Origin of the sequence: Thiobacillus thioparus DSM 505 (assembly GCF_000373385.1) — a bacterium.
Classification (GTDB): Bacteria; Pseudomonadota; Gammaproteobacteria; order Burkholderiales; family Thiobacillaceae; genus Thiobacillus; species Thiobacillus thioparus.
Genome location: NZ_KB891316.1, coordinates 98,543 through 120,292, shown reverse-complemented (window position 1 = coordinate 120,292; position 21,750 = coordinate 98,543). Strand labels below are relative to the sequence as shown.

Annotated in this window: 21 protein-coding genes; all 21 read left to right on the top strand. The window is 53.7% G+C overall.

Going from position 1 to position 21,750, the window contains the following annotated elements:
- Positions 1–26: 26 nt before the first annotated feature.
- The 21 genes from B058_RS0100615 (at position 27) to B058_RS0100515 (ending at position 21,748) form a co-directional block, all read left to right on the top strand.
- Complete coding sequence (locus B058_RS0100615) at positions 27–263, top strand: BolA family protein (RefSeq protein WP_018506522.1); 237 nt, start codon at positions 27–29, stop codon at positions 261–263.
- Positions 264–1,517, top strand: coding sequence for a UDP-N-acetylglucosamine 1-carboxyvinyltransferase (gene murA, locus B058_RS0100610; protein WP_018506521.1), 1,254 nt, complete (start codon positions 264–266; stop codon positions 1,515–1,517).
- A gap of 15 nt (positions 1,518–1,532) precedes the next feature.
- Positions 1,533–2,195 (top strand): ATP phosphoribosyltransferase, encoded by a 663-nt coding sequence (gene hisG, locus B058_RS0100605; protein WP_018506520.1) that lies wholly within the window; start codon positions 1,533–1,535, stop codon positions 2,193–2,195.
- A gap of 52 nt (positions 2,196–2,247) precedes the next feature.
- On the top strand, positions 2,248–4,059 hold the full coding sequence (asnB, locus tag B058_RS0100600; RefSeq protein WP_018506519.1) for an asparagine synthase (glutamine-hydrolyzing): 1,812 nt from the start codon (positions 2,248–2,250) through the stop codon (positions 4,057–4,059).
- A 68-nt stretch (positions 4,060–4,127) separates the two neighbouring features.
- Positions 4,128–5,348 (top strand): O-antigen ligase family protein, encoded by a 1,221-nt coding sequence (locus B058_RS0100595; RefSeq protein WP_018506518.1) that lies wholly within the window; start codon positions 4,128–4,130, stop codon positions 5,346–5,348.
- Positions 5,349–5,825: 477 nt separating this feature from the next.
- Positions 5,826–7,523 (top strand): ABC transporter ATP-binding protein, encoded by a 1,698-nt coding sequence (locus tag B058_RS0100590; protein ID WP_018506517.1) that lies wholly within the window; start codon positions 5,826–5,828, stop codon positions 7,521–7,523.
- 26 nt (positions 7,524–7,549) lie between these two features.
- Positions 7,550–8,548: a UDP-N-acetylglucosamine 4,6-dehydratase (inverting) gene (gene pseB, locus B058_RS0100585; RefSeq protein WP_026240516.1), complete on the top strand. Its 999-nt coding sequence runs from the start codon at positions 7,550–7,552 to the stop codon at positions 8,546–8,548.
- Between the two features lie 8 nt (positions 8,549–8,556).
- The gene (gene pseC, locus B058_RS0100580) at positions 8,557–9,714 is read left to right on the top strand and encodes a UDP-4-amino-4,6-dideoxy-N-acetyl-beta-L-altrosamine transaminase (protein WP_018506515.1); all 1,158 of its coding nucleotides are present in this window, start codon (positions 8,557–8,559) and stop codon (positions 9,712–9,714) included.
- Positions 9,711–10,619: an aldo/keto reductase gene (locus B058_RS0100575; RefSeq protein WP_018506514.1), complete on the top strand. Its 909-nt coding sequence runs from the start codon at positions 9,711–9,713 to the stop codon at positions 10,617–10,619. Before pseC ends, B058_RS0100575 begins: the two co-directional genes overlap by 4 nt.
- Positions 10,620–10,712: 93 nt before the next feature.
- Entirely contained in the window at positions 10,713–11,492 is a 780-nt protein-coding gene (locus B058_RS0100570; RefSeq protein ID WP_026240515.1) for a cytidylyltransferase domain-containing protein, read from the top strand.
- 1 nt (position 11,493) lies between these two features.
- Entirely contained in the window at positions 11,494–12,783 is a 1,290-nt protein-coding gene (locus B058_RS0100565) for an aminotransferase class III-fold pyridoxal phosphate-dependent enzyme (RefSeq protein WP_026240514.1), read from the top strand.
- An 86-nt stretch (positions 12,784–12,869) separates the two neighbouring features.
- Positions 12,870–13,934, top strand: a complete 1,065-nt coding sequence (gene pseG, locus B058_RS0100560) for a UDP-2,4-diacetamido-2,4,6-trideoxy-beta-L-altropyranose hydrolase (RefSeq protein WP_018506511.1) — start codon at positions 12,870–12,872, stop codon at positions 13,932–13,934.
- Between the two features lie 12 nt (positions 13,935–13,946).
- Positions 13,947–14,855, top strand: a complete 909-nt coding sequence (locus B058_RS16130; protein WP_018506510.1) for a class I SAM-dependent methyltransferase — start codon at positions 13,947–13,949, stop codon at positions 14,853–14,855.
- Positions 14,856–14,887: 32 nt separating this feature from the next.
- Positions 14,888–15,586 (top strand): metallophosphoesterase family protein, encoded by a 699-nt coding sequence (locus B058_RS0100550; RefSeq protein ID WP_018506509.1) that lies wholly within the window; start codon positions 14,888–14,890, stop codon positions 15,584–15,586.
- A complete protein-coding gene (locus tag B058_RS16125; protein ID WP_018506508.1) occupies positions 15,583–16,515 on the top strand; it encodes an ATP-grasp domain-containing protein in 933 nt (310 codons plus the stop codon). Before B058_RS0100550 ends, B058_RS16125 begins: the two co-directional genes overlap by 4 nt.
- 7 nt (positions 16,516–16,522) lie before the next feature.
- A complete protein-coding gene (gene pseI / locus B058_RS0100540) occupies positions 16,523–17,575 on the top strand; it encodes a pseudaminic acid synthase (protein WP_018506507.1) in 1,053 nt (350 codons plus the stop codon).
- Positions 17,572–18,114: a GNAT family N-acetyltransferase gene (locus tag B058_RS0100535; RefSeq protein ID WP_157265451.1), complete on the top strand. Its 543-nt coding sequence runs from the start codon at positions 17,572–17,574 to the stop codon at positions 18,112–18,114. Before pseI ends, B058_RS0100535 begins: the two co-directional genes overlap by 4 nt.
- A gap of 53 nt (positions 18,115–18,167) precedes the next feature.
- A complete protein-coding gene (locus B058_RS0100530; RefSeq protein ID WP_169335069.1) occupies positions 18,168–19,094 on the top strand; it encodes a class I SAM-dependent methyltransferase in 927 nt (308 codons plus the stop codon).
- A 29-nt stretch (positions 19,095–19,123) separates the two neighbouring features.
- On the top strand, positions 19,124–20,014 hold the full coding sequence (locus B058_RS17705; protein ID WP_157265447.1) for a hypothetical protein: 891 nt from the start codon (positions 19,124–19,126) through the stop codon (positions 20,012–20,014).
- Positions 20,007–20,735: a class I SAM-dependent methyltransferase gene (locus tag B058_RS0100520; RefSeq protein WP_018506503.1), complete on the top strand. Its 729-nt coding sequence runs from the start codon at positions 20,007–20,009 to the stop codon at positions 20,733–20,735. Before B058_RS17705 ends, B058_RS0100520 begins: the two co-directional genes overlap by 8 nt.
- On the top strand, positions 20,732–21,748 hold the full coding sequence (locus B058_RS0100515; protein ID WP_018506502.1) for an NAD-dependent epimerase/dehydratase family protein: 1,017 nt from the start codon (positions 20,732–20,734) through the stop codon (positions 21,746–21,748). Before B058_RS0100520 ends, B058_RS0100515 begins: the two co-directional genes overlap by 4 nt.
- Positions 21,749–21,750: the final 2 nt, after the last annotated feature.

The following is a 21,750-nucleotide window of genomic DNA, read 5'->3' as shown; positions in this document are numbered from 1 at the left end:
ATTGCGAAAGACGAGGCAAGACAAGCATGGTTACTCCCGACGACATCAAAGGCTGGATCACCGAGAAACTGCCGTGCGACCACATCGAACTGGACGGCGACGGCCAGCATTTCCAGGCGGTGATCGTCAGCCCGGCCTTCAGCGGCAAGAACATGATCCAGCAGCACCGGCTGGTCTATGATGCGCTGGGTACCCGCATGCACGCGCAGATCCATGCGCTGTCGATGAAGACCTACGCCCCCGAAGAGTGGGCCGCCCGCTGAATGGATGCGCTGCTGATTCACGGCGGCAACCCGCTTGCCGGTGAAGTACGCATTTCCGGCGCCAAGAATGCCGCGCTGCCGATCCTCACCGCCAGCCTGCTCAGCGCCGAGCCACTGAAGCTCGGCAACGTGCCGCATCTCAAGGACATCAGCACCATGCTGGCGCTGCTCGGCCACATGGGCGTGCGCGTCACCCTGGACGACAAGAACCATGTCACCCTGTCCGGCGAATCGATCCCGCACAAGGAAGCGCCCTATGAAATGGTGAAAACCATGCGTGCCGCGATCCTGGTGCTGGGGCCGACGCTGGCGCGCTTCGGCGAGGCACGCGTCTCATTGCCTGGCGGCTGCGCCATCGGCTCGCGCCCGGTCGACCTGCACATCAAGGGCCTGCAGGCCATGGGCGCCGATATCAATATCGAGCATGGCTATATCCATGCACGCTGCAAACGCCTGCAGGGTGCGCGCATCGTGATGGACATGGTCACCGTGACCGGCACCGAGAACCTGATGATGGCCGCCGCGCTGGCCGACGGCACGACCGTGCTGGAAAATGCCGCGCGCGAACCCGAAGTGGTCGACCTCGCACGGTGCCTGATCGCGATGGGCGCCAAGATCGAAGGCGCTGGTAGCGATGTCATCACCATCCACGGCGTCGACTCGCTGCACGGCGCCGAGTATGCCGTCATGGCCGACCGCATCGAGACCGGCACTTTCCTGGTGGCCGCCGCGATGACGGGTGGGCGCGTGCGCGCCACTCACGCCCAGCCCGATACGCTGGAAGCGGTGATAAGCAAACTGCGCGAGGCCGGAGCCCAGGTAAGCGTCGGCGAGGACTGGATCGAAATCGACTCCGATGGCAAGCTGAAGGCAGTCGACGTGCGCACCGCGCCGCACCCGGCCTTTCCCACCGACATGCAGGCGCAGTTCATGGCGATGAATGCCGTCTCCGAAGGGGCGGCCAGCGTCACCGAAACCATCTTCGAGAACCGCTTCATGCACGTGCAGGAATTGCGTCGCCTCGGTGCCAACATCGAGGTATCCGGCCACACGGCGCTGGTGCGCGGGGTGCCACGGCTCGATGGCGCCATCGTCATGGCGACCGACCTGCGCGCCTCGGCCTGCCTGGTGCTGGCCGGACTGGTGGCGGCGGGCGAGACCACCATCGAACGCATCTACCACCTTGACCGTGGCTACGAACGCATCGAGGAAAAGCTCACCCAATTGGGCGCGCGCATCAAGCGCGTGCACTGAAGACAGATATTGAACATGAGCAACTCCGGCATCACGCTGGCCCTGTCCAAGGGCCGCATCTTCGAAGAAACACTGCCGCTGCTGGCGGCGGCGGGTATCACGCCGACCGAGAATCCCGAGTCCTCGCGCAAGCTCATCATCGGTACCAACCGCGCCGATGTGCGCCTCATCATCGTGCGCGCCAGTGATGTGCCGACCTATGTGCAATATGGCGCCGCCGACCTCGGCATCGCCGGCAAGGATGTGCTCAACGAACATGGCGGCAACGGCCTCTATCAACCGCTCGATCTGCAGATCGCACGCTGTCGCATGATGGTCGCGGTACGCGAAGGCTACGACTATGCCGGAATGGTGAAGCAGGGCGCACGCATCCGCGTCGCGACCAAGTACGTCAACGCGGCACGCGACCATTTCTCCAGCAAGGGCGTGCACATCGACCTCATCAAGCTGTATGGCTCGATGGAGCTGGCGCCGCTGGTCGGACTGTCCGACGTCATCGTCGATCTCGTTTCCACCGGCGGCACGCTCAAGGCCAACGGGCTGGTTGCGGTCGAGCACATCAGCGACATCAGTTCGCGCCTGGTCGTGAACCAGGCCGCACTCAAGCTCAAGCGGAACCTGATCCAGCCGGTGATCGATGCGTTCGCTTCGGCTGTTGCCGCCGGCAGCACGCGTTAAAGCGTTCCGCACGCCGTGACGATCGAATACCGCCGCACGGCAGGGAATTAGCATGTGCGGGATCGCAGGCGTCGTTTCAGCCAACCCGATCGAAGCGGCCCTGCTCGACGACATGGCGCGGCGCCTCGTCCATCGCGGACCGGACGGGCAGGGCAGACATGTGGCGGGCAATGTCGGCCTGTTGCATACGCGGCTTGCCATCATCGATCTGGAGGGCGGCGCGCAGCCGCTCTACAACGAGGACCGCAGTCTCATCCTGGTCGCCAATGGCGAGATCTATAACTACCGCGAATTGCGTTCCGAACTGGAAACGCTCGGCCACCGCTTCGCCACGCATTCCGACTGCGAAACCATCCTGCACGGCTACGAGGCCTGGGGGATCGCTTTCCTCGACCGCCTGCAGGGCATGTTTGCCTTTGCGCTCCACGATGTGCAGCGCGGAGAACTGATTCTGGCGCGCGACCGGCTGGGCATCAAGCCGCTTTACTACTGCCGCGATAGCCGAGGGCTGGCGTTTGCATCCGAGATCAAGGCGCTGCTGCCCTGGTTGGGGAAGCCCGAGGTCGATCCTCAGGGTCTTGCCCAACTCCTGCAGTCCAATTTCACCTGTGCGCCGCGGACGCTGCTGCAGGGCGTGGCGAAATTGCCGCCAGCGCATCTGGCCCGGATCGATACCCGTACCCTGACGATCGAATTGCATGCCTACTGGTCGCCGTTGCAGATCACTCCGCTTGATCTTGGGTTGGACGATGCGCTGGAGTATTTCGACGTCTTGATGCGGGACGTGATGGACATCCATATGCGTGCCGACGTCCCGCTGGGCCTGTTCCTCTCCGGGGGCGTCGACTCTTCCTTGCTGGCCGTCATGCTGGCGCAACGGATGGCTGAGCCTCTGCGTACGTTTTCGGTGGGCTTCCCGGGCAGTTCGGTGCACAACGAGCTTGACGCGGCACAGCGTGTCGCCGAGCAGTTCCATACCCGCCACAGCGTATTCGAGGTGAGTGCCGACGACATGCTGAACTGCCTGCCGCGCAGCGTCTGGGCGGCAGACGATCTCACTGCAGACTATGCCAATTTGCCGGTGTCGATGCTGGCCGAGCAAGCCGGCGCAGAACTGAAAGTGGTATTTTCCGGCGAAGGCGGAGATGAAGTGTTCGCCGGCTACGGGCGTTATCGTTCACCTTGGGTCAAGCGAGCCTGGGCGGCGATGCGTGTTCCCGGCAGCGGCGGCTTCCGCAGCAAGGGCGTCTTCGACGGCACCCGCGCTGCATTGTTCAGCCCGCGGCTGGCCGAAGCCTTGCCCGGCTGGCGGCAACCATTCCAGCAGGCGTGGCAGCGCACCCCGCGGCAGTGGACACGGCTGCAACGCATGCAATGCGTGGATATGGAAACCTGGCTGCCGGACGATCTGCTGATCAAGGCCGACCGCATGCTGATGGCCTGGGGCATCGAAGGCCGTGTGCCGTTCCTCGACCACCGGGTGGTCGAATTCGGCTTGGCGTTGCCGGATGCTTACAAGATCGAGGGACGAACCGGCAAGCGCTTCCTGCGACTGTGGGGCGAGCGCTATCTGCCACACGAGCATCTATGGGCGCGCAAGAAAGGCTTTACCGTGCCGGTAAACGACTGGCTGCGCGGCGAGCGGCTGCAGACGCTGCTCAAAGTCCTGCCGGAAGCGGACGGGATCCGTGCCTGGTTCGACCCATCCGAGGTCCGCAAGCTGCTGCGTGCACAACAGCAGGGCGGCCGGCAGGGCAGTGCGATATGGACGCTGCTCAGCTTTGCCGTCTGGCACCGCATCTTCGTCGAAGGTGAGGGAGAAAAACCCGCTAATCAGTCGGACCCGCTGGCTTTCATTGCATGAAAGTCCGGAGTGGTGCGGTACTATCCACCCTGCCGGATGCACGGTGCATTCGTCGATAAAGTCTAGCGATGAAATCCTTTTTCCGCCCCGCAACGTGGCCGCCCGTCGTCCTCGCCTGGTCGTTCCTCCTGCTGCTGCCGTTTGGCCGTTCGTCCGAGTTGCCCGTGTTCATCATGGCCATCCTGGGCGGCATGCTGATCTGGCGGCATGGCAAGCAGGTCGTGTGGGAGGGCGGCGCCAAGACCTTCAGCCTGCTGTTCCTGTGCATCTGGATTCCCATGGCGCTGTCGGTGCCGGATTCCATCTGGTTCACCAAATCGCTCAGTACCACGCTCACCTACCCGCGCATCTACTTTGCCGGCATCTATCTCATCTGGATGCTGCACGAAGATCGCGCGCGCCAGCGTCTGCTCAAGCTGTCGGCGTGGTTGCTGCTTTTCTGGGTCCTGGATGCCCTGATCCAGGCCGCAGTCGGCTACGATCTGCTTGGCTATGCCTACCCCGAACGGCTGAATGGCCTCTATGGCCCGCATGACTGGAAGCTCGGCCTGACGCTTGCCATGCTGTCGCCCATCGTGTGGGAATACGTTTCCCGTCACGGCGCCAAATGGCAACTGGCTTTGGCCTGGCTCGGCACCGCAACTGTCGTTCTGCTCGCCAGCAACCGCGAAAGCTGGATCGTCTTCGCCATCGCCACCCTGATGTGGAGTTGGGTGTACGCCCGGCGGCTGGGGTTTCATCCGGCCCGGCTATGGGTACCCATTATGCTGATCGCCGTCGTGGCAGGATTTGGAACCTATCAGGTCAACCCCAAGTTTGCCCAGCGCATGAACCAGTCCGTTGAAGCAATGGATTTCAGTTACGAGGGCCTGAACGCCGCCAGTTCCCAGCGTTTGCATTTGTGGCGCAACGCACTCACGGTGCTGGAGCATTATCCGGTTAACGGCGCGGGTGTCCGCTCGTATCGCTATGCCTATCCCCAATTTGCCGAGGCAGGGGATCCTTTTCTTAGTCCTGACGGTACAGGGCAGATCTATGCTCACCAATTGTTGCTGGAGGTGGGATCTGAAACGGGGCTGATCGGGCTGGCAGGATTACTGGTGTTTTTTGTTCTTTTTATTCGGACAGGGCGGGGAATATCGGATTTTCCGTTAGTGTGGGCGTCATGGCTGGGAGCGTTTTCCTGGCTGTTTCCCCTAAACACCCACAGTGCACTTTATTCAGCGTACTGGTCATTGTTGATCTGGTGGCTGATTGCGATTGTTTCTGTACGACATTCGTACAATTGATACCCCCAAACTCCTTGGCATACATACGTAAAACCGGTGGTGTGTGAGATCGATGGGTGCATTTAAATTCCTCGGTATGTATGGGTAGGTTGGCCTTTTTGTTTGTACCTGCCGGGCACGGTAAAATACAACGTAAAACTTCTTGAAGCCATTTGCTTTTTCCTTCTGGGTTCGTCTCGATAAGATAGGATGCTTCCAAGTGACGTGAACAAAGTAAGCGCTTCTTTAATTTAATTAAAGAGCTGAAGGGCCGTTCGATTGGACTCCAATTGGTGTTTGAAAACAGTATCGACAGGGGACGCTGGCGCGAACTGACCGGTATGGATAAATTCACCGTTCTTTTGCTCAGCTAGGCCGCCAATTGGCGGACATCCAGTGCTCTTTTATGGTTTTATAGTGCGATCCACCCAGCCCATCATTCAGCTATTAACACGACTCTGGCGCCACATTAGCCAGCGGCGTCGCGCCCAACTTGGGATGCTGCTCGTGCTGATGGTGCTGGCCTCATTCGCAGAGATTATCAGTATCGGGGCGGTATTGCCTTTCCTTGGCGTACTTACGGTGCCTGACCGCGTTTTTATGCACCCCGCTGCTCAGCCCTTCATTGAATTGCTGGCGCTCAAAGAGCCTAAAGAGCTTCTGCTTCCACTCACCATACTCTTTGGCTTGGCCGCTTTACTGGCGGGCGCGATGCGCCTGGCGCTGCTCTGGGCCAGTACCCGCCTGTCCTTCGCAGCAGGCGCCGACCTGAGTATGAGTATCTACCGCCGTACGCTTTACCAGCCTTACTCGGTACATGCTGCCCGCAATAGCAGCGAAGTCATCAGCGGTATTTCGGGCAAGACCAGCGACATTATCTACAGTGCGATCATGCCGGTTCTGACGCTTGTCAGTTCCAGCATCATGCTGCTCATGATTCTGGTTGCGCTTTTATCCGTAGACCCTTTTATCGCGCTAGCTGCCTTTGGCGGGTTTGGCATGATCTACGCCTTCATCATCCGTATGACACGAAAGCGTCTATTGATAGATAGCCAGCGGATTGCTCGCGAAGGTACACACGTCATTAAAGCTTTGCAGGAAGGCTTGGGTGGAATACGCGATGTTCTAATCGATGGCACCCAGCAGACTTACTGCCAGATATACCGCGATGCTGATCTTCCGCTACGCCTCGCACAGGGCAATAACATATTCATTAGCCAAAGCCCTCGCTATGGAATGGAAGCTTTGGGCATGCTGCTCATTGCCATACTGGCCTATGTTCTCGCCCAGCAACCGGATGGCATCGCCAAGGCGATTCCGGTGCTGGGTGCCCTGGCGCTAGGCGCGCAGCGCCTGTTGCCTGTCATGCAGTTGTCCTATGGTGCGTGGTCTGCTATTCGTGGCGGGCAGGCATCGCTGCAGGACGCGCTTCAGTTACTCGATCAACCACTGCCCGAATACGCTGATCAGCACCTCACTGAACCTCTGCCGTTCGGAAAAAACATCGCCCTGAAGCAACTCTCGTTTCGCTATGCTCCGCAAGCGCCCTGGGTGCTCAATAAGATTGACTTTGCCATCGCCAAAGGCAGCCGCGTGGGCTTCATCGGCACGACAGGTAGCGGCAAGAGTACTTTGCTCGATATCGTCATGGGACTATTGCCGCCTACGCAGGGCGCGCTTGAAATCGACGGTCAGCCCATTACGACTGTCAACCATCGAGCTTGGCAGGTGCATATTGCGCATGTTCCACAAGCCATTTTTCTGGCCGATAGCAGCATCGAAGAAAACATCGCTTTTGGTGTGATCAAAGATCAGATTGATCCCCAACGCGTCAGGCAGGCTGCTCGCCAGGCTCAGATCGCAGATATCATTGAAACTTGGCCTGAACAGTACAAAACCTTTGTAGGCGAGCGCGGCGTTCGGCTCTCCGGTGGCCAGCGTCAGCGTATCGGCATTGCACGCGCCCTCTATAAGCAGGCCGATGTGATTATTTTTGATGAGGCGACTAGCGCGCTCGATAATGAAACCGAGGAGGCTGTAATGCAGGCTATTGAAGGCCTCAGCGACGACCTTACAATTCTTATCATTGCCCACCGTTTGACCACCTTGAAAAACTGCGACCAGATCGTAGAGTTGTGTGGTGGTGGCATTAAGAAAATCGGTACTTATCAAGAAATTGTTGCTAATTTAGCTTGATTTCCAAAACAGGAAAGAGACGTTCTATGCTCACTAATTCTTCCATTCTGATTACGGGAGGTACTGGTTCTTTCGGTCATACCTTCGTGCCAATGACCCTCGAGAAACACAATCCTAAGAAGGTCATCATCTATTCCCGTGACGAGATGAAACAGTGGGAAATGGCCAAGAAGTTTGCCGGAGACAAGCGGGTGCGGTTTTTTATTGGCGATGTGCGCGATCGTGAAAGGCTCTACCGTGCACTCGATGGCGTCGACTATGTGGTTCATGCGGCGGCAACTAAGATTGTCCCGACAGCCGAATACAACCCGTTTGAATGCGTTAAGACCAACGTCATTGGGGCGATGAACCTCATCGATGCCTGTATCGACAAAAAAGTCAAACGGGTCGTTGCACTTTCTACTGACAAGGCTAGCAGCCCCGCCAACCTTTATGGTGCGACCAAGCTGGCCTCGGATAAACTCTTTGTGGCTGGCAACTCCTATGCGGGTGGGCATGACACTCGCTTTGCCGTCGTTCGCTATGGCAATGTGATGGGATCCCGGGGCTCGGTCATTCCCTTTTTCCTATCCATCGCCAATAAGGGAAAGATCCCAATCACTGACGCGCGCATGACCCGTTTCATGATCAGTCTGGAACAAGGCGTTGAACTTGTCTGGCATGCATTCGAAGACATGGTGGGGGGGGAGATTTATGTCAAGAAAATTCCTTCCATGAAAGTGACGGATCTCGCCCTCGCCGTTGCGCCCGATGCCAGTCAGGAAATCATCGGTATTCGTCCTGGCGAAAAACTCCATGAACAGATGATTGGCACCGAAGATGCATTGCATACCTACGAATATGCCGATCACTTCAAAATACTGCCTGCGATCCACAACTGGAGTTCGGACCCCGATCGCATCAACGGCGGAAAGAAAGTCGCTGAAGACTTCACTTATTGCTCGGACAGCAACCCCGATTGGATGAGCATCGATACTCTGCGGGCCTGGGTCGAACAGAATCGCGAAAAGATCGGAAACATCTAAGGGCTGTGATGATTCCCTACGGACGACAGGACATCAGCGAGGACGACATCCAATCGGTTGTGGATGTATTGCGTTCGGATTATCTAACCCAGGGGCCGGTCGTGCCGGCCTTTGAAAAAGCCATTGCCAACTGCTGCGGGGCTACTCATGCCATCGCCGTTAACAGTGCGACCAGTGCCCTGCATATCGCCTGCTTATCGCTTGGAGTGGGGCCAGGCGACTGGGTGTGGACCAGCCCGATTACCTTTGTGGCAAGCGCCAACTGCGCGCTGTATTGTGGTGCGGGAGTCGATTTCGTTGATATCGACCCCCGCACCTACAACCTGTCGTCACAGGCCCTGGCACGTAAGCTAGAGGACGCCGAGCGTGTCGGGCGACTCCCGAAAGTTGTCATCCCCGTGCACTTGTGCGGACAAGCGTGCGACATGCAGGCTATTCACGTATTGAGCCAGCGCTATGGCTTCAAGATTATCGAAGATGCCTCGCACGCCATTGGCGGGAAATACAAGGGTGAACCGATTGGCAATTGCCGCTACAGCGACATCACCGTCTTCAGCTTTCATCCCGTAAAGATCATCACCACTGCCGAGGGTGGCATGGCGCTGACCAACGATCCCGAACTCGCGGGCCACATGTCGTTGTTGCGCAGCCATGGCATTACGCGCGACCCAAGACAGATGACTCACGAACCCGACGGATCTTGGTATTACCAGCAGATTGATCTCGGCTACAACTACCGCATGACCGAGCTGCAGGCCGCTCTTGGTTTGAGCCAGATGCGGCGACTGGATGAATTTGTCGCCAAACGTCACGCCATCGCAAGACGGTATGACGAACAACTGGCGGACTTGCCGGTGGTTATCCCTTGGCAACATCCAGACTGTTATTCCGGCCTGCACCTCTATGTCATCCGCATGCAGTTGGACCAGATCAAGAAGAGCCATCCTCAGATCTTTGAGGCGTTGCGCGACCAGGGAATCGGCGTCAACCTCCACTACATCCCCGTGCACACCCAGCCCTACTACCAGCGAATGGGATTCCAGGCCGGCGACTTCCCGGAAGCCGAACGTTACTACACCGAAGCTATCAGCTTGCCTATGTACCCTGTTTTGACGGACAAGAATCAGGATTACGTGGTGCGCGTCCTTAAAGAACTGCTGCAATGAAGATCGGAATTGGGGCAGTACAGTTTGGCGCGAACTACGGTATTTCTAACAAAGACGGGAAGACGCCGGAGTCGGAAGTCCGGACCATTCTCTCTACCGCGTTTGAATTGGGCGTGAGGTTCATTGACACAGCGTCTCACTATGGCGATAGCGAAGAAGTAATTGGGAGGGCCATGCCCCCGGATACTTATTTCAACATCGTTACTAAGACAGTGGCGTTCTCCAAGCAAATGCTGGACGAAGTCGATGCACAAAACCTGGAAGACGCTTTCCATGCCTCCTTGCTGAAACTACGCATGCCATCGGTTTACGGCTTATTGATGCATAGGGCTGACGATCTACTGGTACCGGGCGGAGACTTGCTGATGAATCGGCTATTGCGGCTCAAAAAAGATGGATTTGTCAGCAAGATCGGGGTATCGGTCTATTCGGGTCAGCAGATCGATCAGGTGCTCGACCGGTTTTCTATCGACTTGATTCAGTTGCCCATCAATATGCTGGATCAGCGCTTATTGCGGGGCGCCTATCTGGAAAAACTCAAACGAGCTGGGGTGGAAATACATGCACGCTCAGTATTTCTACAAGGGCTTTTGCTGATGGGGCAACAAGATATACCTGATTATTTTAATAGCGTTCGTGAGAAGCTTGACTCCTACCATCAAATCATTAGTAAACGTGGGTTGACGCCGCTTCAAGCTGCCCTAGGCTTTGTCCTGGGAATTCCAGAGATTGATCAGGTTATTTGTGGTGTGAACAATTCCGAACAACTTCGGGAAATATGCGAGGCGAGCCAAGCAAAGATTGATTGGAGGGAATTCACAAATTTCGCAGTTTCTGACGAGTCGATCGTCAATCCATCGCTTTGGCGGCTCGATGTGGGGAAAAAGGGCAATGTCGCGGCTTAACCTGGCGATATGCGGAACTTCCAGACAACTGCCCCAAAGCCCCGTCGCTATCCGTACAATTAGGCCATTACACAACGGTGACGTGGTCAAAAAATGATACTTGCGATATTACAGGCCCGTGTTACCTCGTCTCGCTTGCCGGGGAAAGTGCTAAAACCGTTGGTTGGCGCGCCCATGTTATTGAGACAGATCGAGAGGCTGCAGAAAGCGCAGAAGATAGATCGATTACTGGTGGCAACCAGTAACGAGCCATCAGACGATCTGATAGAAAAGCTCTGCGAAGAGCATGGCATCGGTTGTTACCGTGGAAGTCTCAACGACGTTCTGGATAGGTTTTATCAGGCTGCGCGCGTCTTCAACCCAGAACATGTTGTGCGTCTTACCGCGGATTGTCCTTTGGCCGATCCAATGCTGATTGATGATGTCATCGGCTTTTATCTGGATGGTGGCTTTGATTACGCTAGCAATGCAATAGAGCCCACATTCCCTGACGGACTGGACGTCGAGTTATTCCGCTTTTCCTGCCTTGAGCAGGCATGGCGGGAAGCTACGTTGCCGTCTCAACGTGAACATGTGACACCGTTCATCCATCAGCAACCTCTTCGATTCAAAATAGGTCATTACAAGAGTCCAAGCGACCTCTCACATTTGCGCTGGACGGTGGATGAGCCAAAGGATCTCGAGCTGGTCACCATGGTTTACGAGGCGCTCTATCCAAAGAATCCTGATTTTTCCACGCAGGACATCTTAAGTCTGCTGGATCAGCGTCCGGAATTGGCGAACTGGAACACCACCCATCAACGCAATGAGGGATATCTAAAGTCCCTCAAGGCAGATATGTCATCAACTGCTTACCAAATCAAAGAGAATTAATATGTCTGAACGCTATCAACACTCAGAAGAATTGCTGGATAGGGCTCTAAAAACCATTCCGCTTGGATCACAGACCTTTAGCAAAAGCAAAACCCAATACCCGATGAGCGTTTCACCATTCTTTATTCGGAAGGGCAAGGGTTGTCGGGTATGGGATGTCGATGGCAATGAATACATTGATTTCATCAATAGTTTGGCCGCCATCACCTTGGGTTATTGCGATCCAGATGTGGATGCCGCAGTGCGGGCTCAACTTGAGGACGGCGTGATCTTTTCGTTACCGCACCCACTCGAGATGCAGGTGGCTGAGCAGATCGTCAAACTTGTGCCGTGTGCCGAAAAAGTTCGTTTTGGCAAGAACGGCTCCGATGCCACGGCCGGGGCGATTCGTATCGCGCGCGCGTACACGAATCGCGATCATGTCGCGGTCTGTGGCTACCATGGCTGGCAGGATTGGTACATCGGCACTACTGCGCGAAACCGCGGCGTGCCCCAGGTCACGCGCGACCTCTCGCATACATGGACCTATAACGACATCAGCAGTCTTGCCAAACTGTTTCAGGAATACCCAGACCAGATCGCCGCAGTGATCCTTGAGCCGATGAACGTAACAGAGCCGCTGCCGGGTTTCCTGGAAGAAGTGAAAGCGCTGGCGCACAAACATGGCGCGCTGCTGATTTTTGATGAGACTGTGACGGGCTTCCGCTATGCCGTTGGCGGCGCGCAACAGCACTTCGGGGTGACGCCCGATGTCGCTACCTTCGGCAAGGGGCTTGCCAACGGTTACCCGGTATCGGCCGTTGTTGGCCGAGCCGATGTCATGCAACTCATGGAGGAAGTGTTTTTTTCTTTCACCTTTGGAGGGGAGACGCTTTCTTTAGCGGCGGCGCTCGCTACCATGCAAAAACTCAAGAGGGAACCGGTCACCGAGACGCTCTATGTCCAGGGGCGAAAGGTGATCGATGGCTTAAAGACGCGCATCCTGGCGGCAGGCGCAGAAGATTTTCTGAGCACATCTGGTAATCCGACATGGAGCTTCTTCCTGATCAAAGATGTAGGCAACTATAGCCAGTGGCAGATCAAGACATTGTTTTTGCAGGAGATGTTCGCGCGCGGAATCCTAACTATTGGATCGCACAACATGAGCTATAGCCATTCGGATGCCGATCTAGATCGGCTTTTCAGCGCATACGATGAGGTGATCCCGATGCTGGCCGAAGGCGTGCGCGGAAACAAGCTTGAGTCGATGCTGCGCTGTCAACCGCTAGAGCCATTGTTCAAGGTGCGTTGATGCGTAAGGCTTCAGACCCGCTACTCATTGGCTACCGGCCTGACGGCACCAGTGACCGTATGTAAAGAACAAGGCTAGCAGCGGTTATGAAGATACTTGTCCGTACCGATGCATCGGTCGAGATTGGCAGTGGGCATCTGATGCGTTGTCTGACACTGGCCGATCAACTGCGTTGCGAGGGGGCAGAAGTGGCTTTCATTTGCCGCGACTTGCCCGGCGGAATGTTCGACTTGTTGAGCGTACGTGGTTATCGATTTGCCAAATTACCCTTGGCTGAAGTGGAAAAGGTTACTCAGCAGCATGATGCAGGTGAAACAAACAAGGCGGCCGCGCAGTTGTTTCCGGACGGCGTTGATTGGCTGGTGGTTGATCATTATCAATTGGATGCTGCATGGGAGCGTGCGCTACGCCCATGCGCGCGCAAGCTCATGGTGATCGATGACCTTGCGAATCGACCGCATGATTGCGATCTGCTGCTCGATCAGAATTATTATCGGGATATGGAGCGGCGCTACCAGGGCTTGGTGCCTGAAGGGTGCGTCACCCTACTTGGGCCAAAATATGTGTTGTTGCGTCCTGAATTCGCTACCGCAAAACAGAAGCTCAGAGTGAGAGATGGAACAGTACGGCGTATCCTGATTTTTTTCGGTGGTAGCGATTCGACCAATCAGACGCGTAAGGCATTAGATGCAGTTAAGCTGATCGCCAGACCGGAAATTTCCGTTGATGTGGTCGTGGGTGCGGGCAACCCCTATCGGAATGAAATCCTATCCCTGTGTAATGAGATGCCGAGCACGCAATTCCATTGCCAAGTATCCAATATGGCTGAACTGATTGAAGCTGCAGATTTGGCGGTCGGTGCAGGAGGTGTAACCACTTGGGAGCGATGTTCATTGGCATTGCCGACGCTTACTGTCGTACTCGCGGATAACCAGCTTCAAACAACTTTGGACTTGGAGCAAATGGGGGCAATCGAATTCCTGGGATGGGAAGGTGAAATTACTGCCACCGACCTGGCGCAGGCAATTGAGCGCCTTATTGAAAGTCCAGCTGAGTTGAAGAGGCTTTCGGCACAGGCTAGCGTTGTATTGGGGGAATGGCAGGGGACGGAAACGGTCACCGCCATCATGAAGAAAATCTCGATCATTTAAAAGGGCAAATAGATGGCTCCTAAAGGGCACCATTTTCTAACTTATATATTGGATCCTGTACCCGAGGAACTGTGGCGCAACAGTCGGCCCCTCGCTGGAACTAAACTTGGCTATTGTGAAACCTGCAAGTTTTACCATGTCGATCCCTATCCGCCCGCCGAATATCTTAGCGATTTCTACAGCCGTTACGAGATGCCAACCCCCCAGGCAAATTTGGCTGAGACAGCGCGCTTATTGGGCAGAAACTTGCAGCGTGATGCGAAAGTTATCGATATGGGGTGCGGTGACGGAGGCTTCTTAAAGGAGATGCATGCGTTAGGGTTTAACAATCTCACTGGATTTGACCAGAGTCCCGGACTGGAGCGTGCACAGAAATTGGGATTTGGAACATTCTTCAAAAAGAGTGTATGGACATTTCTTGATGAGGCGGAGTCCAGCGGGGAAGTGGATGCAGAAGCATTCGTGATGGTCAATGTCTTGGAGCATGTTACCGAACCCATCAAGTTTCTTGAAAGAATACGCGGGGTTATGAAATCCGGTGCGTTGCTGGGCGTCACGGTCCCGAACGATTTTAGCCCGTTGCAAAAAGCCTTCTTGAAAGCTAAGGGACATCTACCCTGGTTTGTCCATCTTCCTGATCACGTTAACTATTTTGATTTTGATTCCCTTAAGAACGTCCTTGAGCAAAATGGTTTTGATGTGATTGACCAGTCGGCGTTATATCCATTGGAATTATTCCTGTTGCAAGATCTTGACTACGTGGCCCATCCGGAATTGGGTCCTATTGCGCACCAGCGACGGGTAATGTTCGAGGAGAACTTGAAAAAGGCCGGGATGACTGATGTTCTTGATCATTTTTATGAAACCCTAGCAGCAGGTGGTTACGGTCGAGATGTGATGATGGTGGCGAAAAAGCGTTAGATGTTGCTTAACTTGGAACAAGCAAACACAAAATGAAGTTGGTCTTGCTGGGCGATATTCACGGAAATGACTTTGCGTTGCGGGCTGTCCTCACCGCAGCCACTTCAAACGGGGCCGATAAATTGCTTATAACGGGTGATCTTATCGGTTACTACTATGCGCCAAAGAAAGCACTGGAATTGCTTAAGCCATGGGACAGGCATGTAGTGAGAGGCAATCATGAAGACATGCTGATTGCAGCACGCTCCGATTCCGCATTTCTGGATCGAGTGGATGCGCGCTATGGAACGGGCTTACGCACTGCCATCGAGCAACTAAGCGAGGAACAACTCGATGAGTTGTGCAGTCTGCCTCACCCTTTGGATCTCATGATCGACGGATGCAGGATTTTGCTATGCCACGGCTCCCCTTGGAACAATGACCAATACGTCTATCCGGATGCGCAACCGGAGTTGTTGAGTCGATCTGCGGTGCAGGATTTCGACCTGGTCGTGCTGGGCCATACGCACTACCCCATGCAGCGAAAGATCGGCAACACACTTTTGGTGAACCCCGGCTCTGTGGGGCAGCCTCGCAATCGTCAGCCGGGCGCGCATTGGGCGCTTTTCGATACGGCTACCCAAAGCCTGGAATTGCGTTGCGAGCAATATGATGCATCCGGACTGGTGCAGGAGTGTCAGCAACGTCATCCTGAACTACCCTATTTAGCAGAGGTCCTGACACGCAAATGAGCAACGTAGTTCTTATTACAGGGATAGGCGGAGATATCTCGCAAGGAGTCGCTACGATTCTCCGGGAAAACCGGCCAGACCTCTACCTGGTCGGCGTGGATATTCATGCACAACATGGCGGGCATTTATTCGTGGATCACTTTCTACTGGTCCCCCAAGCAGGTGATCCTGAATATCTGGATACGATAAAAGAAATCGTCAGGAAATATTCCGTCGGGATGGTGATACCGATGTCGGAGCCGGAGTTAACTGCAACTTTGCCATTTCCAGAATTGGCTTCTGGAGTGAAATGGATCACTGCCGGGCAGCGTGTCGTCAAGGCAGGGTTGGACAAGCTGGAAACAATGAATTCCTTGATGGATCTTGGCATACCAATACCTTGGACGCGCCCTGCGCGCGCCGGGCGTCCTATTGCGTATCCCTGCATCCTGAAGAATCGGACAGGTTCCGGGTCGCGGGCTATCTTTACAGTTGCTGATGATGAAGATGCTGATTACCTGGTCAAACGTTACCCGGATGCAATCTTCCAGGAATTGGTAGGGTCGGCAGAGCGAGAGGTGACATGCGCCGTATATCGCCGTCTTGACGGAAAAGTCTCCAGTTTGTTGATGCTGCGGCGCCTGACGGGGGGATTTACTGGCTGGGCGAAGATAATAAAGGATGAGGAAACGACCCGAATGTGCGAAGCCATCGCTATAGGCTTGGATCTGCGTGGCAGCATGAATGTCCAACTGCGGCTTACCGATAAGGGGCCACGTGTGTTCGAGATCAATCCGCGCTTTTCTTCGACTGTATTGATGAGGCACCGATTGGGATACACCGACGTGCTCTGGGCCATTGATGAAGCCGAAGGAAAGCAGGTTGTTTTTCCAGAAATATCGCAGGATCGCATCATGGTGAGAGTCCAGAGTGCAGTAATTATTGATTGAAAGGCATATGAAACCTATTCAAATAGCCGGCCGCCAGATCGGCCCGAGTTACCCGCCATTCATCATTGCCGAGATGTCTGGTAACCATAACCAGTCGTTGGAACGTGCTTTGGAAATCGTTGAAGCGGCGGCCAAGTCAGGCGCACACGCACTGAAGATACAGACCTATACGCCGGATACGATGACGATCGATCTGGACGAGCGGGAGTTTCACATAAGCGATTCCAACAGTTTGTGGAAAGGTGCCTCGCTTTACAAACTTTACGGCGAGGCATACACGCCGTGGGAGTGGCACAAGCCGATCTTTGATCGTGCACGCGAACTTGGCATCATCCCTTTCAGTACGCCATTTGACGATACTGCAGTGGATTTCCTTGAGGCATTGGACGTGCCTTGCTATAAAATTGCCTCGTTCGAGAACACCGACTTGCCGCTGATCCGCCGCGTGGCGGCAACCGGTAAACCACTGATTATCTCCACCGGCATGGCGACTGTGGCCGAATTGGATGAGACCGTCCGAGCGGCACGTGAGGCGGGGTGCATGGATTTAATTCTGCTCAAATGCACCAGCACCTATCCTGCTACAGCCGAGAATACCAACATCCTGACCATCCCGCACTTGCGTGAATTGTTCGGGTGCGAAGTGGGGTTGTCTGATCACACTATGGGAGTCGGAGTTTCTGTTGCCAGTGTCGCACTGGGGGCCAGCGTCATCGAAAAGCACTTTACCCTCAGCCGCGCAGACGGCGGCGTAGACTCGGCTTTCTCCATGGAGCCCGCGGAGATGACGCAACTGGTGTTGGAGGCCGAACGGGCCTGGCAAGCACTTGGGCGAGTAAGTTACGGGCCAACGCAGGCGGAGAAGAAGTCTCTCCAGTATCGTCGGTCGCTATATGTGGTGCAGGATATCAAGGCGGGGGACGTGTTAACGAAAGAGAACGTACGAGCGATTCGTCCCGGTCTGGGGCTGCCCACCAAATTTCTGGGAGAGATACTGGGTAAAACCGTCAGTCAGGATGTGAAGCGCGGGACGGCTCTCAATTGGGGGATGCTGGGTTGAATCCAGAAATTGTCTTGGAATTCTCGGGAGGCTATTTGCGTCCGCTGAAACTGGAGGATTTGCATCCCGGCTACGTTGCCGGATTAAATGACCCCGAAGTGAACAGATACTTGGATGGCGTCAAACGAGTTGCCCAGACTGAGCAGAGTGTCTCGGAGTTTGTGAAGCAGAACCAGCAGTCCGAGAATGCAGTGTTGTTCGGGGTATGGTTGAACGGGGCTCAGCATCATTGCGGCACAGTCCGTCTCCATGGGATAGAAAGCCATCACAAGACCGCGCACATAGGCATTTGTTTGTTCGACAAATCTGTATGGGGAAAGAAACTTGGCTCGAAAGTAATAGAAGCCGTGACTCGATGGGCGTTAGATAAGCTAAAGCTACGATGGATAGAGGCGGGTGCCTATTCGGAAAATATCGCTTCGCAAAAAACGTTTTTGGCTGCGGGATATGAGTGGATATACGATATTCCGGACAAATATATTTTTGAAGGAAAGCCGAGCACGGTGAAAGTATATGCAGCGAAAAGCTTAGCCGTATAGGCTGTTTCATTTGGCGCTGTTTCGTGGACGGCTGTCATTTAAATGCCTCCAATTTGAGTAAATACAAACCTTCATTACTAATAAAGCGTGAGTGGGCGATGGATCTTCTGGAATTAAAAGCGATCTACAAAAGCGGGGTCAATATTATTGATTACCTAGTGTGCCGAGGAGTAGGGCGCACCGACGCGATTGCAATTAGCTACGATTTGCAGGCGGGTACCTACACAGCGTTGGCTGATGAGAACAGTACCTACATTGACGAATATACAAGTGAGATTGCCGAAACCCTTAACACTTTAGGTGCCGGTACTGAATCAATCATGGAGGCCGGTGTCGGCGAGGCGACCACACTTGCAAATGTCCGCCGGCAATTAAGATTTGAGCCGGATTCTTTTGGATTCGATATTTCGCTTTCGCGAGCTTTGTTTGGTCAAAAATATTTCAACAGGAAAGGGCGGGGGAGCTCAAGCCTTTTCGTCGGGGACATGTTTAGTATCCCCTTGGCCGATGATTCGGTTGACATTGTTTACACTTCTCATTCGATTGAGCCAAATGGAGGACGCGAGGAAGATGCGCTCTCCGAGTTATATCGCGTGGCCAGGAAGTATCTAATTTTGTACGAGCCATCATATGAAATGGCTACGAACGAAGGTAGGCAAAGAATGGATCATCTGGGCTATGTCAGGGGTTTGCCTCAAGTCGCTGATAAGCTCGGGATGAATGTTTCCGACTACAGGTTGACCAAAGTATGCTCAAACTCATTAAATCCAACAGCGATGCTTTTAATTGAGAAGAACAAAAGAGCTAGCGGCAATCGTAATGTGGAGTATAGATGCCCAAATAATGGGGAACGGCTTCAGCTGTCCCATGGCTGCTATTGGTCTGAATCCTCATTAAGGATATATCCAGTGGTGTTGGGTATTCCGTTGCTTACCCCTCAGCACGGAATTATCGCCACTCACTATGCAGAGTTCATTTGAGTTGCCGTGTAATCGGGAATGCTATTGAAATGTATCCAGGTGCTCGTTTCTATGGAATTAAGGAAATCATGCTTGGCTATGCGCAGTTGCCAAAATTCCTTCCATTTCCAGTCGCTATTCATCATGGGTGGCATCGAGACGTACATGACTTTGAGGCGGTTGCAAAACCGCCTGAAATTTGGGTATGGTCTGAGCGCATTGCAAGGGAAATGATTAGGTTCTATCCGAGAGATAGAATTAGAATTGTTGGATCGTTTTTTTGTTACCTAATGGAGTCTATTAAAAACGAGTTACCTCCAAAGGAAAAGAACGGAAGTATTTGTATCCCACCGCACTCTTCGCACTTCGCAAAGACAGAGTACTCTGTTGATAGCTTTGCGCGGGCATTGGATCAGTTGGGCGATGACTTTAAGCCTATCACTGTAATGTTGTATTACCTTGACATGGATCCGCATACAGTAAGTGTGTATAAAAGCTTCGGCTTCAATGTGGTGTCAAATGGGAATCTTTTTGATGAAAATTTCCTGAGAAATTTTATTCTTAACGTTTACGATAAGAAGCATTGTATTTTTAGCGATCTGGGGAGCGGGGTGATTTATGCCGGGTACTTGGGTTTAAATCTTCACCATTTAGAGTTGCCGTCTCAAGTTAAAAACTTGGGAAATCCGCACCTATCAAAAGAATACATTGAAACGAGTTTCAGGTTTGACAAAAATTTTCTGCTTTCAATCAACAGCACTTCAATTAATGAAGAGATGGGCACAAACCATCTGCTTTCACCTCAAGAGTTGAGACGGGCGATTCTGCGAAACTACTTTACTTGGAGTTTTGTGCGCACATTCACGTATACGATGGCGCGGCGAATTGGAGGCGCAGTTTTGCACAGGATTGGACTCCGGCGACGTTCTTTAAATGTTTGAGCGGGTAAAAAAATATTTTCTTCGGCAGCAGTTTGATCCGGGACTTCTCGGTATTTGGCTAAACCCATTCTATCTCGCACGTAAAGAGTTGCACCGGGAAATGGTCCGTTTTGCGCCGAAGATGAATGGTAGCCTGTTAGATGTAGGGTGTGGCTTTAAGCCTTATCGAGAGTTGTTTCTCTATGCGTCCGATTATATCGGGCTGGAGTATGACACTCCGGTAAATCGCATTGCTAAGCGCGCAGATTATTTTTACGACGGGAATACGTTTCCGTTCGATGCGTTGTCGTATGACGGAGTCATCTGTAACCAGGTTCTTGAGCACGTTTTCAACCCGGATCAATTTCTTCAGGAGATTTCTCGTGTTCTCAAACCGGGCGGGAAATTGTTAATGACGGTTCCGTTTGTCTGGGATGAGCATGAACAGCCATGGGACTACGCGCGATATTCGTCGTTCGGCTTGCGAAGTTTGCTAGAACGGAACGGATTTGCCGTAGACGAGCAACGCAAGACGAATGCCGATGTGCGAGTGCTATTTCAGCTGATCAATGCATATCTATACAAGGCATTGCAAACCTCAAACGCGAAAGTAAATTTGTTGGTCTGTGCCTTTGTTATCGCGCCGTTTAATTTGATGGGAATTGTATTGGGCAAGCTATTACCCGCCAACCCTGACTTGTATCTCGATCAAGTGGTATTGGCCAGAAAGAGAGCCGAATGATGTTGTCAGAAAGTTATCTTAAAAAGCGTGTTCTGATCACCGGCGGCCTTGGCTTTATTGGTTCGAATCTCGCCCGCGCTCTGGTGGCGCAAGGAGCGGAAGTCACGCTGGTTGATAGCCTTATCCCCCAATACGGAGGAAACCCATTCAACATCGACGATATTCGCGACAAGCTAACCGTGAATGTCTGCGACGTGCGCGACCCGTTTGCCATGGCCTACCTGCTCCAGGGCAAGGATTTCCTATTCAATCTCGCGGGGCAGACCAGCCATCTTGACTCGATGTCCGATCCTCAGACTGATCTGGATATCAACGCTGCGGCACAACTTGCGATTTTGGAAGCCTGCCGTAAGAGCAATCCAGGAATCAAGATTGTTTTCGCGAGTACACGCCAGCTTTACGGCAAGCCGGATTATTTGCCTGTGGATGAGAAACACCCGATCCGACCTGTGGATGTTAATGGCATCAACAAGCTTGCAGGGGAGTGGTATCACCTTCTCTACAACAATGTTTATGGAATTCGTGCTTGTGCGCTGCGTCTTACCAATACTTACGGACCAGGTATGCGAGTCAAGGATGCGCGGCAAACCTTCCTCGGCATCTGGGTGCGTTTGCTGATCGAGGGGAAGCCTATCAGGGTGTTTGGAGACGGCCTGCAATTGCGCGACTTCAACTATGTGGATGATTGCGTCGAAGCCTTATTGCTCGCTGGGGCCAGTGATGATGCCAATGGCAAGATATACAACCTGGGCAGTTCGGAGGTTGTTGGCCTTAAGGCGCTGGCCGAAATGATGGTCGAGCTGGGAAATGAACTGAAAATTGGCGGCGGCTATGAATTGATCCCGTTTCCGCCGGAGCGCAAGGCTATCGACATTGGTGATTACTACAGTGATTTTTCACTGATTACCCATGAGTTGGGCTGGCAACCCAAGATTGATTTGCGTGAGGGCTTACAAAGAACGATGGCTTATTACCAAGCCAACCACATGCATTATTGGAACAACGATCAATGATC

Excerpts from the sequence above, each read along its gene's own strand:
- B058_RS0100615 (WP_018506522.1), top strand. The coding sequence starts at position 27 with ATGGTTACTCCCGACGACATCAAAGGCTGGATCACCGAGAAACTGCCG.
- murA (WP_018506521.1), top strand. The coding sequence starts at position 264 with ATGGATGCGCTGCTGATTCACGGCGGCAACCCGCTTGCCGGTGAAGTA.
- hisG (WP_018506520.1), top strand. The coding sequence starts at position 1,533 with ATGAGCAACTCCGGCATCACGCTGGCCCTGTCCAAGGGCCGCATCTTC.
- asnB (WP_018506519.1), top strand. The coding sequence starts at position 2,248 with ATGTGCGGGATCGCAGGCGTCGTTTCAGCCAACCCGATCGAAGCGGCC.
- B058_RS0100595 (WP_018506518.1), top strand. The coding sequence starts at position 4,128 with ATGAAATCCTTTTTCCGCCCCGCAACGTGGCCGCCCGTCGTCCTCGCC.
- B058_RS0100590 (WP_018506517.1), top strand. The coding sequence starts at position 5,826 with ATGCTGCTCGTGCTGATGGTGCTGGCCTCATTCGCAGAGATTATCAGT.
- pseB (WP_026240516.1), top strand. The coding sequence starts at position 7,550 with ATGCTCACTAATTCTTCCATTCTGATTACGGGAGGTACTGGTTCTTTC.
- pseC (WP_018506515.1), top strand. The coding sequence starts at position 8,557 with ATGATTCCCTACGGACGACAGGACATCAGCGAGGACGACATCCAATCG.
- B058_RS0100575 (WP_018506514.1), top strand. The coding sequence starts at position 9,711 with ATGAAGATCGGAATTGGGGCAGTACAGTTTGGCGCGAACTACGGTATT.
- B058_RS0100570 (WP_026240515.1), top strand. The coding sequence starts at position 10,713 with ATGATACTTGCGATATTACAGGCCCGTGTTACCTCGTCTCGCTTGCCG.
- B058_RS0100565 (WP_026240514.1), top strand. The coding sequence starts at position 11,494 with ATGTCTGAACGCTATCAACACTCAGAAGAATTGCTGGATAGGGCTCTA.
- pseG (WP_018506511.1), top strand. The coding sequence starts at position 12,870 with ATGAAGATACTTGTCCGTACCGATGCATCGGTCGAGATTGGCAGTGGG.
- B058_RS16130 (WP_018506510.1), top strand. The coding sequence starts at position 13,947 with ATGGCTCCTAAAGGGCACCATTTTCTAACTTATATATTGGATCCTGTA.
- B058_RS0100550 (WP_018506509.1), top strand. The coding sequence starts at position 14,888 with ATGAAGTTGGTCTTGCTGGGCGATATTCACGGAAATGACTTTGCGTTG.
- B058_RS16125 (WP_018506508.1), top strand. The coding sequence starts at position 15,583 with ATGAGCAACGTAGTTCTTATTACAGGGATAGGCGGAGATATCTCGCAA.
- pseI (WP_018506507.1), top strand. The coding sequence starts at position 16,523 with ATGAAACCTATTCAAATAGCCGGCCGCCAGATCGGCCCGAGTTACCCG.
- B058_RS17705 (WP_157265447.1), top strand. The coding sequence starts at position 19,124 with ATGTATCCAGGTGCTCGTTTCTATGGAATTAAGGAAATCATGCTTGGC.
- B058_RS0100520 (WP_018506503.1), top strand. The coding sequence starts at position 20,007 with ATGTTTGAGCGGGTAAAAAAATATTTTCTTCGGCAGCAGTTTGATCCG.
- B058_RS0100515 (WP_018506502.1), top strand. The coding sequence starts at position 20,732 with ATGATGTTGTCAGAAAGTTATCTTAAAAAGCGTGTTCTGATCACCGGC.